The sequence below is a fragment of the Pseudomonas sp. AGC41 genome (assembly GCF_057334555.1).
Genome location: NZ_JBHFJB010000044.1, coordinates 8447 through 12200 on the forward strand (window position 1 = coordinate 8447; position 3754 = coordinate 12200).

A 3754-nucleotide genomic window follows, 5' to 3' on the forward strand; every position below is an offset into this window, starting at 1 on the left:
GGGCTGCGCAGCAGCCCTGAAACCAGGCGCCTCGGTGCAGCAGGCAGATTGCGTTCAACCGGATCGGGGGCGCTGCGCACCCCAGCGGGAGCAAGCTCCCTCGCCACGGGTTCTGTTCAGAGGGGACTAGCTAGCCGGCGGGGGCTTCAGGTTCGAGCGCCCGCAGCCAGCGGTTTTCCGAGCGGCTCAGGTGCTGGCGCATCGAGGTTTGGGCGCCGAGCACGTCCTTGGTGGCCACGGCGTGCAGGATTGCTTCATGTTCGACGACCGCCGCCTCCCACGTCAGGGCATTCTCCGAGTGTTTGCTCAGGTGCGCCGAAATCGGATTGTGACGTTCATCGAACAGGGCGGTGATGATCCGCACCAGGGCAGAATTACCGCTCATTTTTGCCAGGCGCTGATGAAATCTGCGGTCATCCTCCAACGGTGGCAGACCACTGGCGATGCTCGCGCGCATGGCATCGATGCATTCCTGCAGGTAGCGGTAGTCACTTTTCTTGCCATGCAGACACGCCAGAACCACCGACTCGCCTTCGATCAAGGCGCGGGCCTGCATGAGTTCCGAGGGGCTCTCGCCCAAGGTCATGCTCGGTTTTTTTGCATCCCCGGACCTGGCCCGTACGTACACGCCGGAGCCCATCTTGATCTCGATGTCGCCGTCGATTTCCAGGGCGATCAACGCCTCGCGAAGGGACGGCCTGGAAACTCCCAGCAGTTGGGTCAGGTCGCGCTCTGGGGGAAGTCTTGCGCCCGTCTTGAACTCCCCCTCGGCAATGTAGTTGCGCAATTGGTCAGCGATTTTCTGGTACGGCTTGCGTTCGGCGGCGTTGATCGGTGAGACCATGGGTGGGCGTCCATCGGAGAATCCGCAAAGGCTACCATAGCCGCTTGATCGTGTTCATTCATGTGGGAAAGAGTGCAACGACTCACATCACCGCACCGATCTGCCAGGGCAGGAATTCGTTATCGCCCAGGCCGTTTTCCTCGCTGCGGGTGCGGCTTCCGGAAGCGGTTTGCAGCATCAACCGGAACAACCGTTCCCCGGCCTCGGCCACCGATTCCACACCGTCGACAATGCCACCGGCGTTGAAGTCCATGTCCAGCTCCATGTGCTGGAACAGGCGGGTGTTGGTGGCGATCTTCAAGGAGGGCGTGGGCTTGCAGCCGTAGGTCGAGCCGCGCCCCGTGGTGAAGCAGATGAGATTGGCACCGCCCGCCACCTGACCGGTCGCGGACACCGGGTCGTAGCCGGGGGTGTCCATGAACACCAAGCCCCGGGTAGCGATTTTTTCAGCGTAGTGATAGACCCCCATCAGCCCGGTCGAGCCGGCTTTTGCCACCGCGCCCAGGGATTTTTCCAGAATGGTGGTGATGCCTCCGGCCTTGTTGCCCGGTGACGGGTTGTTGTTCATGTCGCCGTCGTTGTGTTGCACGTAGGTTTCCCACCAATGGATGCGCTCCATCAGTTTCGCCGAGATGTCTGCGGACGCGGCGCGGGCTGTCAGCAGGTGTTCAGCGCCATAGATCTCCGGGGTTTCCGACAGGATCGCGGTGCCGCCCTGTCGCACCAGCAGGTCCACGGCCGCGCCGAGTGCCGGATTTGCCGTGATGCCTGAGTAGCCATCCGAGCCGCCACATTGCAGGCCGACGCACAGGTGGCTGGCGGCTACCGTCGTGCGCCGGCATTGGTTGACGATGGGCAGCATCGCTTCAATCGCGGCAATGCCACGTTGCACGGCTTCGCGGGTGCCGCCTTCGTCCTGAATGATCAAGCTGGCCTTGAGTCCAGCACGACGATCGCCCAGTTCATCCATGAGCGGGGTGAGTTGGTTGACCTCGCAACCGAGGCCGATCAACAGCACCCCGGCGAAATTGGCGTGATCGGCATACCCGCGCAAGGTGCGCTTGAGGATGTCGATGCCTTCACCCTTGGACCCCATGCCACAGCCACTGCCATGGGTGATTGCGACGACGCCGTCGACGTTGGGGAAGTCTTTCAGCCGCTCGAATGAAAAGGCCTTGGCGATGTGCTTGCAGACGGTCGCCGAGCAGTTGACGCTGGAGATCACGCCAATGTAGTTGCGCGTGCCGACGCGTCCATCGTCGCGCACGTAGCCTTCGAACGCAGCGGGGTGAGCGCTCGGCAATGTGGGCACATAGACGTTCTGCACGCTGTGTTCGGCATTGGTCGCAGGCATGTCCAGGTTATGCACGTGGACGTGATCGCCGGGCTCTATACCTCGGGTTGCCTGGCCGATAGTCTGCCCGTATTTGAGTACCCGATGGCCGGCCGATACCGTGCGCAGGGCGATCTTGTGACCGGATGGAATCGGTTGTCGGGCGGTCAGCGTGATGCCATCGGCGCTGAGGCTTTGACCTTCGGGAATGTCGCCCCGAGCCACGGCAACATCGTCACCGGCGGCCAGGACAAGCAAGGTGGAAGCAGGCGGGTTCATACGGCGTCCTCCGTTGGCTAGCACTCGATGATTGCCTTGACGACACCCTGGTTGGGGTCGAGCAATGTGGAGAAGGAGTGGGCCACGTCGCTCAGCAGCAGCCGATGGGTGTTCAGGGCTGCATCGGGAATCAAGCCCTCGCGCAAACATTGCTCGACGTACTGGAAATCTTCCCGGGTGGCGTTGCGGCTGCCCATCAGCGTGGCTTCACGCTTGTGGAATTCAGGATCGGAGAAAGTAATCGAGTCCCGTACCACCGAGATCATCACGTAGGTGCCACCGTGGGCGATGAATTCGAACCCGCGCTCCATCGCCCGGGCGTTGCCGGTGGCATCGAATACCACGTCGAAAAAATCGCCCCCGGTCAGTTCGGCCAAGGCCTGCTTGTCGCCTTCGCCGATGTGCACGGCCGCGTGGATACCCAGATGTTCCTTGCAGAACGCCAGGCGATCCTGGCGGGTATCCAGTACGGTGACTTTCGCCCCGCGCAGGCTCGCGAAGATTGCCGCCGCCATGCCGATCGGGCCGGTGCCGACCACCAGGGCGTGTTTGTCTGCCTGGACGTTCGAGCGACGTACAGCGTGGGCTCCGATGGAGAGAAATTCGATCATAGCCGCCTGGTCCAGGGAAACCCCCACGGCCTTGTGCACGAACTCCTGGGGGACGCTCAGGTATTGAGTGAAGGCGCCGTCGCAATGGACGCCCAGGACCTGGATGCGGGTGCAGCAGTTGGTCTTGCCTTGACGGCAGGCAACACAAGTGCCGCAGGAAAGATAGGGCATCACGTAGACGACATCACCGACAGCCAGGTCGCTGGAGGCGTCGCTGGCTTCGACGATTCCGGAGAACTCATGACCCATGACGCGCGGGTATTCGAGAAAGGGCTGGTTGCCGCTGAAAATATGCAGGTCGGTACCGCAGACGCCGACACGCTTGACTCGAATCAGGATCTCTCGCGGTTTCCTGGCGGGTATTTCACGTTCGATGGCGGTTAGCGAGCCGGGTTCGTTACAGATGACAGTCAGCATGTTGATGCTCCTTGGCTGGCGCACAGGCGGAGGCTGGCTGCACGCGGTAGGAGGGGAGTGAGCGCACGGCTGCCGGGACCGGGACGCTCTTTCTTGTTGTAGGCGCGCAATGAGCTGCGCCGCTGGTGTTGGCTCGAAACTACACGGCGGGAAAAATATTGGCAAGACCAATCAAATAAAAAGTAGATTGGACAGACCAGTTATAGGCGAGCACAAACTTCGAAACCACTGGCATTCCCCTGTGGGAGCGAGCCTGCTCGCGATAGCAAT

Annotated in this window: 3 protein-coding genes; all 3 read right to left on the bottom strand. The window is 61.6% G+C overall.

The window, feature by feature from the left end; translation table 11 throughout:
- Positions 1-130 precede the first annotated feature (130 nt).
- Positions 131-844: a FadR/GntR family transcriptional regulator gene (locus ACE04F_RS08505; protein ID WP_486105837.1), complete on the bottom strand. Its 714-nt coding sequence runs from the start codon at positions 842-844 to the stop codon at positions 131-133.
- 82 nt (positions 845-926) lie between these two features.
- Positions 927-2456: a UxaA family hydrolase gene (locus ACE04F_RS08510; protein ID WP_486105839.1), complete on the bottom strand. Its 1530-nt coding sequence runs from the start codon at positions 2454-2456 to the stop codon at positions 927-929.
- Positions 2457-2473: 17 nt separating this feature from the next.
- Positions 2474-3484 carry a zinc-binding alcohol dehydrogenase family protein gene (locus tag ACE04F_RS08515; protein ID WP_486105841.1) on the bottom strand — a complete coding sequence of 337 codons (1011 nt, stop codon included), beginning with the start codon at positions 3482-3484 and terminating at the stop codon, positions 2474-2476.
- Between the last annotated feature and the right edge of the window lie 270 nt (positions 3485-3754).

What these genes read in the sequence shown, in the direction of transcription:
- ACE04F_RS08510 (WP_486105839.1), bottom strand. Translation starts at nt 2,456, where the DNA reads ATGAACCCGCCTGCTTCCACCTTGCTTGTCCTGGCCGCCGGTGACGAT.
- ACE04F_RS08505 (WP_486105837.1), bottom strand. Translation starts at nt 844, where the DNA reads ATGGTCTCACCGATCAACGCCGCCGAACGCAAGCCGTACCAGAAAATC.
- ACE04F_RS08515 (WP_486105841.1), bottom strand. Translation starts at nt 3,484, where the DNA reads ATGCTGACTGTCATCTGTAACGAACCCGGCTCGCTAACCGCCATCGAA.